General features: G+C 40.6%; 16 protein-coding genes. 6 read left to right on the top strand and 10 right to left on the bottom strand.

The annotated features are described in order from the left end of the window. Nucleotides 1-15: 15 nt before the first annotated feature. The gene (locus G9X63_RS03185; protein ID WP_252624266.1) at nt 16-735 is read right to left on the bottom strand and encodes a helix-turn-helix transcriptional regulator; all 720 of its coding nucleotides are present in this window, start codon (nt 733-735) and stop codon (nt 16-18) included. A gap of 162 nt (nt 736-897) precedes the next feature. Here G9X63_RS03185 and G9X63_RS03180 point away from each other — a divergent pair, with 162 nt between their 5' ends. Continuing rightward, nucleotides 898-1,962: a tetratricopeptide repeat protein gene (locus G9X63_RS03180; protein WP_252624248.1), complete on the top strand. Its 1,065-nt coding sequence runs from the start codon at nt 898-900 to the stop codon at nt 1,960-1,962. An 8-nt stretch (nt 1,963-1,970) separates the two neighbouring features. On the opposite strand, the gene G9X63_RS03175 is transcribed toward G9X63_RS03180, so the two are convergent. Beyond that, nucleotides 1,971-2,984 (bottom strand): virulence RhuM family protein, encoded by a 1,014-nt coding sequence (locus G9X63_RS03175; protein ID WP_252624245.1) that lies wholly within the window; start codon nt 2,982-2,984, stop codon nt 1,971-1,973. A gap of 377 nt (nt 2,985-3,361) precedes the next feature. On the opposite strand from G9X63_RS03175, the gene G9X63_RS03170 reads away from it, so the two are divergent. Together G9X63_RS03170 and G9X63_RS03165 are read left to right on the top strand one after the other, a co-directional pair. Next, entirely contained in the window at nt 3,362-3,691 is a 330-nt protein-coding gene (locus tag G9X63_RS03170; protein ID WP_252624234.1) for a hypothetical protein, read from the top strand. Nucleotides 3,692-3,698: 7 nt separating this feature from the next. Next, nucleotides 3,699-4,121 (top strand): HD domain-containing protein, encoded by a 423-nt coding sequence (locus G9X63_RS03165; RefSeq protein ID WP_252624232.1) that lies wholly within the window; start codon nt 3,699-3,701, stop codon nt 4,119-4,121. A 58-nt stretch (nt 4,122-4,179) separates the two neighbouring features. Here the strand turns inward: G9X63_RS03165 and G9X63_RS03160 are convergent, their stop codons facing one another. Next, the gene (locus tag G9X63_RS03160; protein WP_252624230.1) at nt 4,180-4,404 is read right to left on the bottom strand and encodes a hypothetical protein; all 225 of its coding nucleotides are present in this window, start codon (nt 4,402-4,404) and stop codon (nt 4,180-4,182) included. A 479-nt stretch (nt 4,405-4,883) separates the two neighbouring features. On the opposite strand from G9X63_RS03160, the gene G9X63_RS03155 reads away from it, so the two are divergent. Further along, complete coding sequence (locus G9X63_RS03155; RefSeq protein ID WP_252624228.1) at nt 4,884-6,176, top strand: carboxypeptidase-like regulatory domain-containing protein; 1,293 nt, start codon at nt 4,884-4,886, stop codon at nt 6,174-6,176. A 1-nt stretch (nt 6,177) separates the two neighbouring features. Here the strand turns inward: G9X63_RS03155 and G9X63_RS03150 are convergent, their stop codons facing one another. Further along, nucleotides 6,178-7,374, bottom strand: coding sequence for an acetyltransferase domain-containing protein (locus G9X63_RS03150; protein WP_252624227.1), 1,197 nt, complete (start codon nt 7,372-7,374; stop codon nt 6,178-6,180). Nucleotides 7,375-7,472: 98 nt separating this feature from the next. On the opposite strand from G9X63_RS03150, the gene G9X63_RS03145 reads away from it, so the two are divergent. Continuing rightward, entirely contained in the window at nt 7,473-7,853 is a 381-nt protein-coding gene (locus G9X63_RS03145; RefSeq protein ID WP_130895169.1) for a PH domain-containing protein, read from the top strand. A 120-nt stretch (nt 7,854-7,973) separates the two neighbouring features. On the opposite strand, the gene G9X63_RS03140 is transcribed toward G9X63_RS03145, so the two are convergent. The 5 genes from G9X63_RS03140 to G9X63_RS03120 all read right to left on the bottom strand — a co-directional run bounded on the left by G9X63_RS03140 (nt 7,974) and on the right by G9X63_RS03120 (nt 10,365). Beyond that, complete coding sequence (locus G9X63_RS03140) at nt 7,974-8,198, bottom strand: hypothetical protein (RefSeq protein ID WP_252624225.1); 225 nt, start codon at nt 8,196-8,198, stop codon at nt 7,974-7,976. An 80-nt stretch (nt 8,199-8,278) separates the two neighbouring features. Then, nucleotides 8,279-9,493: a serine hydrolase domain-containing protein gene (locus tag G9X63_RS03135; RefSeq protein ID WP_252624223.1), complete on the bottom strand. Its 1,215-nt coding sequence runs from the start codon at nt 9,491-9,493 to the stop codon at nt 8,279-8,281. Between the two features lie 5 nt (nt 9,494-9,498). Beyond that, entirely contained in the window at nt 9,499-9,942 is a 444-nt protein-coding gene (locus G9X63_RS03130; protein ID WP_252624221.1) for a hypothetical protein, read from the bottom strand. Next, on the bottom strand, nt 9,939-10,202 hold the full coding sequence (locus G9X63_RS03125; RefSeq protein ID WP_252624220.1) for a 4a-hydroxytetrahydrobiopterin dehydratase: 264 nt from the start codon (nt 10,200-10,202) through the stop codon (nt 9,939-9,941). Before G9X63_RS03125 ends, G9X63_RS03130 begins: the two co-directional genes overlap by 4 nt. Beyond that, nucleotides 10,186-10,365: a hypothetical protein gene (locus tag G9X63_RS03120; RefSeq protein ID WP_252624218.1), complete on the bottom strand. Its 180-nt coding sequence runs from the start codon at nt 10,363-10,365 to the stop codon at nt 10,186-10,188. The genes G9X63_RS03125 and G9X63_RS03120 overlap by 17 nt, the downstream gene beginning before the upstream one ends. A 199-nt stretch (nt 10,366-10,564) precedes the next feature. Between G9X63_RS03120 and G9X63_RS03115 the strand changes: the two genes are divergently transcribed. Beyond that, on the top strand, nt 10,565-11,719 hold the full coding sequence (locus G9X63_RS03115) for a dipeptidase (protein ID WP_252624216.1): 1,155 nt from the start codon (nt 10,565-10,567) through the stop codon (nt 11,717-11,719). Here G9X63_RS03115 and G9X63_RS03110 read toward each other — a convergent pair. Then, nucleotides 11,716-12,618 (bottom strand): histone deacetylase family protein, encoded by a 903-nt coding sequence (locus G9X63_RS03110; protein WP_252624213.1) that lies wholly within the window; start codon nt 12,616-12,618, stop codon nt 11,716-11,718. The two genes, G9X63_RS03115 and G9X63_RS03110, sit on opposite strands and share 4 nt — an antisense overlap. Nucleotides 12,619-12,821 lie beyond the last annotated feature (203 nt).

Genomic DNA, 12,821 nt, shown 5'->3' with positions numbered 1-12,821 from the left:
TCTAACCCAAATTTACTAAAGAATCTCCACCTCCCCCGGCATTCCCCTCAATATCCGCTCCACCGGCTCCATACTATTTACCTCTACTTCGAGAAGCCAGGAGCCATCTTTTTGGTCCGTCAAATAATCAGCCGTTGCCGGATAATCATCTTTTAGGAAGAGCATAGCGCGCATGCTTAATTTTAGCTGGATAGGAAACTTCTCTCCTGAATCATTAAAGCCAAAAACATCGGGTGTCAACAAGACGTGAGCTTCCTTAAATTTATAAGTTTCTGCTAGTATTTCAATGGATCCCATCCGCTCCAGCTTGAAATATTTATTCTGCGCATCCGCTGGTTCATAGGCACAGAGGTAAGTATTGTTCGCCGTAAAACCGATAGGTTCTACTAAGCGATCAGCGATCGATTCACTACTTGCAGACTGGTATTTGTGAAGTATGACTTGCTTTTCGTCCTTTATCGCCTCGTTTATTTGCTTTGCTAATTTGGCCAAATGCCCATGTACGATGTTCGTAGCAAAGATATTAGATTCTTCGAGGGAGGGTTGTAAATAGAATTTATTATGATCGTCTTTGCGCACCTCGAACCCCAGCTCCGCTAACAAATCCATGTAGCGATAACAACTCCGCTCCGATATCTCTAACGAAGCAGCCAGCCTCTTAATGGATTTAGCCGGGAACGTCTTCAGCAATGTGATGAGCTTAAAAACCCGCAGGATTCGATTCTGATTAAACATAGAGCGATGAATGAATACTAAACTTACTATTTTAATTGATTCACAGGCAAGGGTTTGACTTTATTTGGCAGAGAAAAAATGTATTCTGCAGGTTTTTTTACCGCTTAATAAATTTTATGGCGTTTGACCCTAGTTGTCAGTGGGTTTGTTGAGATTGCCTACATGAAAAAATTCCTCCTTTTAGCATTGCTGTCTTTTAGTGCGTTTGCCCAGACGGCTGAGTCGTATCGTTTGAAAGCTGCTGCACATTTTGAGAATGGTCGGTATAAGGAGGCGATTGCTGCTTTGACTTTGGCAATCAAATTAAAACCCAAAGACGAAAAGGCCCTAAGAAATAGAGCCATGTGCTACGAAAGACTAGAGAAATTCGACTTAGCCCTAAAAGACAATCTCGAACTATTAAAAATAGACAAATCCGCTAGTACGCTAGGGAGTATAGGATACGATTACCTATGGCTCGAAAAATACGAAGAGTCCAGAAAGTTCCTCAACGAGGCCATCGCCCTCTCCCCCACAGATGTCATCATTCGCTACAATAAAGCCCTCACCTACCAATACGAGCAGAACTATACTCTCGCAGTCGAGGCCTATGACGAGGCCTTAAAAGTAGATCCCTACCATACGACCAGCCTCATCTCTAAAACCAGATGCCTCCTACGTTTAAAACAATTCGACAAAGCTTCCGTCCTCGTAGACAGCTTCTTTCTGAAAAAGAATTTCGACGTAGAAATGCTCCTATTCAGAGGTGACATCAAACTACACAACGGGGCCGTGGAAGCCGCACTCAACGACTTCACCAGAGCCATCGCCATCAATCCTGAGGACATTATCCTCCTGATCAGAGCGGCTGACTGCCTAGCTGAACTTTCGCAGTTTGATGAAGAGGCAGCCGTGCGAAAACGAATCGTCACCGTGATGGAAAAACAAGGCGAAACGAAAGAATACCGGGCCATCAATTACGGCCTACTGGGCTTCGCTTTGTATAACGCGTTTCTGTGGGAAGAGGCGCTGGAGAACCTTTCTAAGAGCATTGCACTCGAACCTTCTGCTACGTTTTATTTCTACCGCACAGCCGTGAAAGCGAAACTAAAAGACAATGTAGGTGCGTGTGAAGACCTCAAAAAGGCCCAAGAACTGAACCCTGAAGAGGCGGAGAACTACGAGGGCTACTTCGCGGATACGGCGGAGTTTGAGGAGTTTTATGAGAGTTGTATGGGTGGGGTGTAGGGGGTGGGCTATTTTAAGTTCTTCTTTAATCGCTTAATATCCTCTTCTATCTCCTTTAAACTTTGCTCTTTTTCTAGAGCAATCTGATCCAATTTATATTTGTCAAATTCCTCGCCAGATTTATTTAATGCAAATTCATGGCTTATTTTCCCGGCATGAGTCAATAGCTCGCGTCCATTAAGTTGCAAAATGCTATCTAAACGCTGAACCCAATCAGCCATGTACATGGGTGTCCCCTGTTGCGCCATAGTCTCAGCGAATGCCAAAAATTGCTCTACTAATAATCCAAGTAACTTCATCTCAGATTCATTCAAATAGTTTTTAGCAATACTTACGTCGGCTTTTTTAACGGGTAATGATTTATTCCCACTAAATGATTGCATTCCCATCAATGGCAAGCTGGCATCCACTCTACGATAAATTAACTCTGCCGCTGTTTGCGAACTGATTGCCCACAATAATTTGTTTTGAATTATTTTAAAAAATTCAATTGTTTTTTCACTTTTAGCATCATAATCGATACTAGTCGTGTAGATATCCTTGATTTTCTGATAAAAGAATCTCTCTGATAGTCGAATTTCTCGAATACGTTCTTGCAACTCATCGAAATAATTCATCGCCGCCCCTGACTTAAATCGATCATCATTCAATAAGAAACCTTTTATAATATATTCCTTTAAACGCTGAGTGGCCCAAATCCGAAACTGGGTACCCTGTGGGGATTTTACACGATATCCCACAGAGATGATTACGTCTAGATTATATCCATTTACCTCAACCTCTTGGGTTTTTCCTGCGATAGCGCCATGTTGAGTGGTTATTCGGAATTTCCGAACTACCACTTTTTCATCTAGTTCACCTTCCGAAAAAACATTCTTGATATGTTCGTTTATGGTAGACTTAGCTTTACCAAACAATTCTGCCATTTGAACTTGAGTCAACCAAACCGTTTCATCTTCTAAACGAACATCGATCTTAATGTTTCCGTCAGACTTTTGGTATATAATTATATCGCTATTCACTTTAGTAGATGTTTAGAATTTCGGGCTTGAAATGGATAAAAGAGGTAGCCTCTTTCAGCTTAAACAAACTTAAAAAAAAGTAGGAGAGTAAACGAATTAAAGAGTAGCAAGAGATTGATAAATTATTGAACTGTTGCATTAAATGCAACAGTTCAATAATCATTTGGCTTATAACCCTGCACATTTTTGCATTGCCTGCTAACCAACTTACCGTGAAAAGTTACCAAAAATGACCACTTTTCACGGTAAGTTGATAAGGCTTACTTGGTGGTTTACTTTATAATTTCAGACATATAGAGTCAAAATTGGGTCGACTGGATCAATCCTATTGCTTTAATTCTCTGTATTTAGTAAATTAAATAAGAGACATTAATACCATGGAACATAAGAAAAAACTTTTCTCCATCGACAACGAAAACATTCGAGTGATGATTAACCTAGGCTTCGATGGCGAAGACCTTAAACTCGATGGCTACGACATAGGCAAATCCGTCAGTGACATGTGGGGAGATTCCGATTACGAATACTCTATCACCGTTTCCGAAGGTGAATTACCCAGACTTTATGAATTGAATCGGGTGCCCTTTGGCAATAAGAAAAAACTTATATCCGTCTTAGCTAAATTCCTATCTGATAACAAGGCCTTTACGCTATTCCATGATTACCTGAAAGAAAACAATATTCCATTTACCTGTTTTAGTTATTAGAAAAGATATGTTAAAAAAAGCAATTGAAATCGCAACAGAAGCCCACAAAGGTGCAACTGACAAATATGGCTCACCCTATATAAACCATGTCACCAGAGTGATGAATTTAGGGTCTACTGAGGAAGAAAAGATCATAGGAGTACTTCACGACGTAGTTGAAGACACTCACTGGACATTTGAGAAACTAGAGGCAGAAGGGTTTTCTTCTGAAATTATGGAGGCGTTGAAATGCGTGACTAAAATTTCCGAAGAGGAAGATTATGAAGAATTCACACTTCGAGTTTCTAAAAACCCTTTAGCCGTGAAAGTCAAGATAAATGACCTAACGGATAATATGGATATTAGAAGAATTCCAACGCTTACTGAAAAAGATTTGATCAGGTTGATGAAGTATCACAAGGCTTATCGGTTTTTGAGTTCCGTGAATTAAGGCTAAAATAAAAACATACAGTTCCAAGTTGTCTGAGATTTCTTTAAATATTTGGAATTTAATCAACCAGCCTTTCAAATCCATGAAGTATGTCCATAGAATCTTGTATAGTCAACGCCGATTCCTTCTCCAGCTGAGTTTTCAATAATCGCCTTTTGTTCTCTTGATTGTAAACTCTGACAGCTTCATTTATATAACTGTTTCTAGACACCTTAAGCTCACGCTTAATTTCTTCAACTTCGTAGAAGATTTCGTCGTCAAGTTTAAGTGCGATTGTTTTCATGAGGCTAAGGTAAATTAATGTACGCTAGATAATAGTTAAAAAGATAGATTTAATCACCTTTTCTCAACTTCCTGCGATTCTTATTCCGATTATAATAACTCCGGGAATTAATTCGATTCTTAAATGCCCTTTTAGAAGAGCTCACTCCCATTCTGGCGTGGGCTTTTCTTCTTTGACCGGTTTGAGTAGTACTTGCTCTGGAGTAAGATGACTTCCTCGTTTTCTTCGAATAGTCGATGGGTTTAAGATCGCAGGAAAAGAGAAAAGAGGAAAGTAGAAGAAAGGAAAGGATGTTTTTGTCAAACATGGGTTAATCGAATTATGTTTGAATGTACTAGTTTAGAAACACAGAAGCAATCCCCTGACCTTATTTGGCAATTATTTACCTCTCATCACATTACCAATAAAATTGTAGTTTAAAACACTTTTGTTTTTTACTTTGTTGTTGATTTATTCATCCATCTAATCGTAAAAACCGAATGAAACCTACCCTACAATTTTTTGTGCGAGGAATAATGGGATTATTCTTCCTACTTTTTGCTGCAATGCCTTCAGAGGCTCGTTTTTCTGCCTATGCTAAAGAAGATTCGAGTTTGTACAAGCAGTTTAAAGGATCGGTTTTGGACAGCAAAACAAGAAACGAACTCATCTACGCGAGCATCACCGTTTCCGGAACCACCATCTCCACCATCAGTAATAGCGAGGGTAAATTTTCCATCAAAGTTCCCGCCGAAAATCAGCATGCAACCCTCCTCATTTCCTTCCTAGGCTATAGAAACAAAGTCGTTTCCATCCAAGATTTAAAGCCCGAAAAGAATGTGTTGTATTTAGAACCCAGCACAACCTTTCTGGAAGAGGTGGTAGTAAAAGGTGGTGATGCAAAAAATATCTATGCTGGGGTTTTGGCAAATCGTCTACAAAACTATGGCGACGATCCCATCCAAATGACGGCTTTCTACCGCGAAACCATTCGCAAACGCCGCACCTACGTCTCCCTTTCAGAGTCCATCATTAATGTGCTGAAGCAACCCTTCCAAAGCGGTTCACAAGATCAAATCAGTCTATACAAGGGCAGAAAAAATGCCGATTACTCGAAGTTAGATACAGTCAATTTCAAACTCCAAGGTGGTCCGTTTTCCGCCTTGTTCATCGATTTAGTGAAGTATCCTGACTTTATCTTTTCAAACGAGGCCTTCGAACTATACGATTTCAACCTAGAAGAAAACACCCAGATAAATGACAACCAGGTTTTAGTATTAGCCTTCAAACAAAAACAAGGCATCGAAACCCCGCTTTATTACGGGAAATTGTACATCGATGCGAAGAGTTTGGCCGTCGTTAGTGCCACTTTCGCCCTGAATGTCGAGAATAAAGTCAAAGCGGGGCTCATGTTCACGCGCAAAAAGCCAGCCGGCCTTGACATCTACCCTACTGAAGTCCGCTACCAGATTAATTATAGACAACAAAAAGACAAGTGGATTTATGCCTATTCTCGCGCGGATTTGACCTTTAAATTGAATTGGGCCAAACGTATCTTCAACACCGTCTACACCACCTCCATCGAAATGGCGGTGACCGATTGGAAAAAACAAGAAAACAAAGAGAATCAAGACACCCAAAAACTAAGTTCTAACGTCATCATGTCTGACAAGGTGAAGAGTTTAGGGGATCCAGATTTTTGGGGTAAATACAATATCATTGAACCCGAAAAATCGATCGAAACGGCTATCCGGAAACTTCAAAGAAAGGCGCTAAGTGAGGGTGTGGAATAAACTATAAATAACTTAACCACCACTTTTCCTTATGTGCCGTCTTGTAGGAATCATACCATTTACACAAAGGGTATAGGCCTAGAATCAACAGAATCCAAATTAGGTAAACGATTTCTAGACTATACCCTTCTCCCGGAATTTGAAAAAAGAAGGGGATTTTCTGAAGCGCTTTCATGGCATCATCAAGCGAATGTCCTCTGTAAAAAAACAAGACGGCCGTGATGGAATGCGCCAGATAAAAGTGCAGGATATAATAGAAAAATGCCGTTCTTCCGAATGTGCGGAATACGTCCGTCAGTTTATTATGAATATTTTCTAAAAACGCCAAAGCCAAAATAGCTATCCCAATCATCACGGACATATAGGCCAAAGAAGGCGGATATTTATTCACATTCATAAAGGACAAAAAGTTGGCAAACCCATTTGCCTGAGTCGTCCAGGGATGCGGATCCCCATAGACATTGATAGCTCTTAAAACGACAAAAAAGCCTATTAAAAATGACCCGATTCTTGTTAAGATTTTTTGCCTTTGAGCTGACGTGAATTTGGCAGTAAAAAAAACTCCAAAACAATAACCTAAAATCATCAGACCCGTCCAGGGAACAAAAGGATACATAATGGCCAAGTAGTGATCACCCACGATGGGATAAACCGCAAATAAACCATGGTGAAACAAATCCCACCAAAACCCAGCCTTAAACCCAGGCTCAGCCTCCCAAAAGTCCAAGACATTATGCCCCAAAACAATCACCAACCCAATGGCCAATACCACTTTGTAAGGCAGACGACTCAGAAAACTCAAAAGAATCATACTAATCCCAATTGCCCAAATAACCTGCAACACGATTAAATTATAAAACGGATTAAACGTAATGGCTAACGATATCAAGACCAATTCCACGAAAATCAACCAAATCCCCCGCTTAAACAGAAACGAACTCAATTCTGCTTTCGACTTGCGAATACTTTGCAAATAAATAGAAAGCCCCGACAGAAAAACGAACGTAGGCGCACACAGATGCGTAATCCACCGCGTAAAATACAACACAGGGGTCGTCGTCAACACATTCAGCGGATCACCCGTATAGGCCTGATCGTGCACAAAATCCCGGACGTGATCGAGCGCCATAATAACCATGACAATGCCTCGTAATACGTCGATGGAATCGATTCGCTTCAGGGTGGGGATGGTTGACATAAATGCTTATTGATTAACGTAGGAATGGTATTCTATAAAATTACTAAATTAATTTCCGTAATTTCATCCATCACTCAAAAACACATAATCAAAACAACATGGGACTATTTTCAGCCATTTTAGGAAACGCAGGAACCGTTAGTAAGGAGGATTTATTGAAAGATTTTGGCAAACTCCTGATTGAAGGCGAAGACATCGAACTAGGCTTCAAACTCATCAGAGATACCTTCATATTTACTTCTAAGCGCCTTATTTTAGTAGACAAGCAAGGACTCACAGGCTCTAAGACAGAATACAAATCTATCAACTATAAAAGCATTTCGCGCTTCAGTATCGAAACGGCTGGGACTTTTGATCTAGATGCGGAATTGAAGATTTGGATCTCTGGGGAAGCTCAACCCAGTATCAGAAAGCAATTTAATAAATCAGTGAATGTGTACGATGTGCAGAATGTGCTGGCGTTTCACGTGTTGAAGTAGTGATATTGGAGTTGGGAGCAAATTGCAGATTTTGCAAATTGCTCCCAAATTCAGTTGTTGGATTTTATAATCCAACAACCGAGTTTTCCTCGGTAATTGGATTAAATCGATAAATTTGCACTAGGATAATTCATCCAAAGCATCTTCATGAGAAATAAAATCACCTGCATCCATTCTTGCTACGGCTGCATCAATTTCTTTGTTGTATTGAGTTTTACCAATTCGATCAGATGAACTAACCTCTTCAAATAAACTTTTAATAACCTCTAAAACGAGTGATTGTTGACCTATAGGCAATAAAGGCAGATAATTATCCACTTGCTTTTTAATCGCTGAGGTTGTCATAGGTCAAATACTTATTTTAACAAACATACAAAAAAACAATAGAGAACTTGGATATAAGCTAATCAAGAAATTGATAACTACTATTTCTTTGCGGGTAAGGCCGACAACAATTTTTGGAGAAAACCATCTATCGACTTATCCTCCATCCAACGAACCACGACTACTAAATCGTTCTCCTGATCCACATAAATAGCATTCGTGCCATTCCCGATGTGTGCATAGCCGGTAGCGGGTGCGGAAGGATATAGCTTGCGATCTGTATTCAAAAAGTAATTCATAAAGCCATATCCTGTATTCGCGACGGTAGGCGTTGTAGCCTTACGAATCCAGTCTTCCGATAAAATTTGCTTACCATTCCAATTTCCCTTACGCAACGTTAATAAGCCGAATCTGCCCATATCGTAGGCATTAATAAACATTCCACCCCCAAAATGGCCTCCCCCACTAACCGATTGAATCAGCTTTCCATCAATAACAATCCACGCATTTTTATAACCAGTCCAAGCCCAGGTATTGGATGCCCCGATAGGGTTCATAATGTTCTCACGCAACACTTCTGGTAAGGGTTTTCGCCAAACCAAGGTCGCCGCCAATGCCAACGCATTCACTCGCGTGTCATTGTATTTGTACACCGTACCGGGTTCAAATCGCTTCCGCGTCGTCCACTCTGCTATTTTGTCTGAAGGTCGATCCGCCCAATCCGGCTTGCCCCACAAAACGCCTTCCCAATCACTCGTTTGTCTCAACAAGTGATCCCAAGTGATCTTGCGATTGTGCTCGGTTTCGAAAGGATAGATGAATGATTTTTTCGAGATCGGGTTCTCATTTAATGGAGACTCCCCACTCATTACCTCAACAGGAGGCAAATAGGTGTATACTTTATCATCTAATGAACTAATTAACCCTTTTTCGTTGGCCAAACCTACTACAGAGGACAAGAAACTCTTCGTCACACTGTGCGTCATTTCCACAGCCGATGGATTTCCCCATTCCGCAATAATATATCCCTTATAAATGATGATTCCAGCCACAGGGCCACGATCCGCCATAGGCCCGATCGGATCAGAAAAGGGCTCCTTTCCGAATTGCATCGCCTGGGAGAGCCACAAGTTTTTAGGTTGGGTTGTTTCATGGGTTTTGGCAAAATCCACTGCCTCCTTCACTTTGATCGTATCAATCCCGAAAAAAGCAGGTGACTTATGTTCCCAGGTTTTAGCGGAAGGATAGTAGATTCCTTTCTGAGCGGTTGCACTCACAAAGGTAAATACGAGTAAAATAAGTAGACATTTTTTCATAGAATCTATTGATGCATATTGTACAAGAGCGTCTTGATTTTGAATTCATTACCCGATTTAACGAATATAAATACGTCCACCCCTTTATGACTAAACTTTCCGTTCAGGTAAAATTCATACGGAACCCAAGCCGTCGCAATTTCTTGGTCAATTAAAATAGGTCCCCACGAAAGTACTCGCTCGTCCATTTCACCCGGTTTTCTAGTCATCACATTTTGGATAAATTTAGTGGCTGGCACCTCCCTGACCACATTTCCCTCCGGCTTCACCTGGCTAATATGCAATAGAGCATTGCTCGTAAAACAAGACTTCAAGGCAACAGAATCCACGGATTTCATCGCGGAAAAGGTCTTTAAAATAACTGCTTTGATTTGGTCTTCGTCTTTGGTTTGGCTTTGACCCATCGCTAGCAAAGGGAACAAGAATAGGAGTAGAAATAAATTTCTCATTGATTAAATAATTCGTCTAAAAAGTTCGCTAATGTATGATCCTTCTCCGTCACCTGATTACCTGCATCGTGTGTCGTGATTATTACGTGAACCCGATTGTAGGTATTCGACCAAGTGGGATGGTGATCCGTTTGGGTGATAAATGGAGTGGCGTCCTGCATGAACTGCATCGCTTCTTCGAAAGTGCTGAATTCGAATGTTTTCTCAAGGGATTGATTGGTTGTCTTCCAGGTGGTCATAGGGTTAGTCAGGGATTTCATCTGGTTTTAAATAGACTATTTTATCGCCCTGCATGACAACTATTTCTGAGTTCTTAGCTTTTTTGTAGGCGATTAGATCCGCTTTCACGAGTTTCATGCCTATCTCGATTTTATCCAAAGTAGACAATAAGGCTTTTACCTTACTTGTTTTAGTGCTTTCCATAATGCTAGATTTTTGATTTGCAAGCCACTCTTAAAATCATTGCGACATATCACTACTGGAAGAGTGCTGGTATTATCATAAATAATCCACTCATCTACCATTGGCAAATATAGACGAAACAAATTAGTAATACCTGATTTATAGCGTCTTATTGATTTAATCACAAAAAACTGATAATTTCAATAAAACCTTCCAACGCATGAAACACCTTATATTCCTCCTCCTCTCCTTCTCCACATTTGCTCAAGACATCCATTTCAAATCGATTCTAGTCGACACGCACAACGACTGCTTGACGGCTTGTATCGAGAAAAAGGTATCGCTGGACCAGGATTTAACGGGGATTAATCACTCGGATTTAGCGCGATTTAAGAAGGGAGGCGTGGATTACCAGCTGTTTTCTGTTTGGTGTGATGGAGAAAAAGCGAATCCCTATGCATGGGCCATGCGGGAGATGGATAGTTTGTATGCGGTGGCAGCCAGAAATCCGGATAAGGTGGTGATTGCCAAAACCAGGAAAGAGATCCAGCGCGCCTTAAAAGAGCAAAAATTAGTGGCACAATTCGGAGTGGAAGGTGGTCATATGATCGAGAATGATCTACAGAAATTAGAGACTTTTTATAACCGGGGAGTGCGGTATATGACACTTACTTGGAATAATTCCCCCGGCTGGGCAAGCTCGCATGCGGATGAGAAGAATCCGGATTACAAGGGGCATAAAGGCTTGACGGATTTTGGCAAAACGGTGGTAAAAAAAATGAACCAACTAGGTATGATTGTGGATGTTTCACATGTGGGTGAGACGACGTTTTGGGATGTAATTAATACGACGACAAAACCGATTATTGCTTCTCACAGCAATGCTTACAGCATTTGTCCGGTATCTAGAAACCTGAAAGATGATCAAATTATCGCTATCGGGAAGAACGGCGGAGTGATCCATCTAAACTTCTTTTCTGGCTTTGTAGATGTAGATTTCTTCAAAAAAGATGCAGCATTCCGCAAAAACCACGCTGCTGAAATCGACTCCTTAATTCATTCAGGCATGCAAACGGAATATGCTTTCACCGCTATTTCAGACAAATATCCACTTGAAAGTGATGCCATCAAACCTGATCTAGAACAACTGATGAAGCATTTTGACCACATCGTGAAACTGATTGGAGTGGATCACGTGGGTTTGGGATCTGATTTCGATGGGATTAATTCAGCGCCTAAACAACTGAAAACGGTGTTAGATTATCCGCTTTTCACTCAGGCATTAATCGCAAGAGGTTATTCAAATAGGGATATTACCAAAGTATTAGGAGGAAATTTCCTGCGAGTTTACAAGGCTAACGAGAAGAAAAACTAACTAAAAAAATCCATTGCTAAACGAAATGTGTTGCAATGCGCTTCCACGATATCCTTAATATCGGGCGAATAGCCCCCTCCGAGCGCAACTACAACGGGAATTTCATGCTGCTTGCACAAGCTAAAAACGAAACGATCGCGTTCCTTACAATCAGCCAAACTCACCGACAATCGACCTAACTTATCTGTTGCTAAAATATCTACGCCAGATAAATAAAAGATAAAATCAGGTTTTTCGTCTTTGATTAATCGCGGTAACGTTTCAGCCAAAATCGATAGATAAGTGACTCCATCAGTGCCATCCGATAACCCAATATCTAGATCGGACTTTTCTTTGTGGAAAGGATAATTGGTAGCGCCATGCATACTAAAGGTGAAGACACGCGATTCATTTTGGAGAAGAGATGCAGTCCCATTCCCCTGATGCACATCTAAATCTATAATTAATATTTTACTAGCTAATTGATGTTTTAGCAGGTAATTAGACGCAATCGCCATATCATTCAATAGACAAAAACCCTCTCCTCTATCCGCAAAAGCATGGTGTGTGCCACCTGCCACATTTAGAGAAACCCCACTTTCAAGTGCAAAGTGACAGGCGTCTATTGTTCCTTGGGTGATGATTAATTCGCGTCGAACAAGTAGTTCAGATTGTGGAAATCCTATGCGTCGCTGTTCAGAAGCACTAAGTGATTGATCTACTAATTTAGTTAAGTATACCGCGTCATGCGTCCACAAAATCACATCTTTTGTGCACGATTTGGGAGAAAAAAACTGCTCTGGATGACACGTCCCTTCATGAAGTAACTGCGCCGGAATTAATTCATACTTCAGCATGGGAAACCGGTGATTTTCCGGCAACTCATGTGCGTAAATGGGATCGAAAGCAATTTTAATCATTTCACTAGTGGATTACGAAACGACCACTTTTTTCTTTCTTACGGGCTTCGCCACCAATTAAACTCCTAATTCTTCAATTTGTTCAGAGACAATTAACATCTCAGATGCTTTAAAATTTTTAAACATGATTCTTGATTTTTAAAATGTAAAGCCCGAATTCGGGAGAAAGCAGGTATAAAAAAGAAAAGTGGCCAAAAAGCTTT

This window comes from Aquirufa antheringensis, from assembly GCF_023921165.1.
GTDB lineage: Bacteria > Bacteroidota > Bacteroidia > Cytophagales > Spirosomataceae > Aquirufa > Aquirufa antheringensis.
The sequence above is the reverse complement of the archived record's forward strand: the minus strand, read 5'-3'. Positions and strand labels throughout refer to the sequence as shown.